The 425-nt window shown below is 41.2% G+C and carries 1 protein-coding gene; it reads right to left on the bottom strand.

Annotated features, from left to right (window positions below):
* The coding region (locus tag AAEY83_RS12945; RefSeq protein WP_351059326.1) for an IS4/Tn5 family transposase DNA-binding protein at nt 1-324 on the bottom strand (324 nt) is incomplete at its 3' end.
* Nucleotides 325-425: the final 101 nt, after the last annotated feature.

Here is a 425-nt window from a genome sequence, read left to right as displayed (position 1 = left end):
ACCCAAATCATCTCGAATGGAGGAATGCTTATAAATTAGTGTGGTCGTGTCTTCTAATGCGAGCAATAAGTTATGACTTTTTGCTTGTTCAACCGTGGCTTTAAAGCCTGACTCTGCTATAGCCGTTGCGTCAATATTTTCGTTGCGAATAAAGCGGTAGGCACCTTCCATATCGGCGGGGGATTGAGTGATGTTCACAAGTGGTTTTCCTGGTTCATTTGCAAGCGTTGATGCTAACTTTACCAGACGCGCTGTTCTTCTTGGATCACCTAAGTCCGATTTACCGAATTGTTGTTTTGCCCAATGAGTATGTTCGTTAATCATAATGTGCCCTCAAACAAGATTTGAAGATCTGATCATGACATTGAGATTTAGTTCAAAAAAATCCCCGCTAATTTCTTAGCAGGGATTTGTGTATAAGAGAC

The organism is Psychrobacter sp. TB20-MNA-CIBAN-0197 (assembly GCF_040309765.1).
GTDB lineage: Bacteria > Pseudomonadota > Gammaproteobacteria > Pseudomonadales > Moraxellaceae > Psychrobacter > Psychrobacter submarinus.
This window is presented reverse-complemented; position numbering and strand designations above follow the sequence as displayed.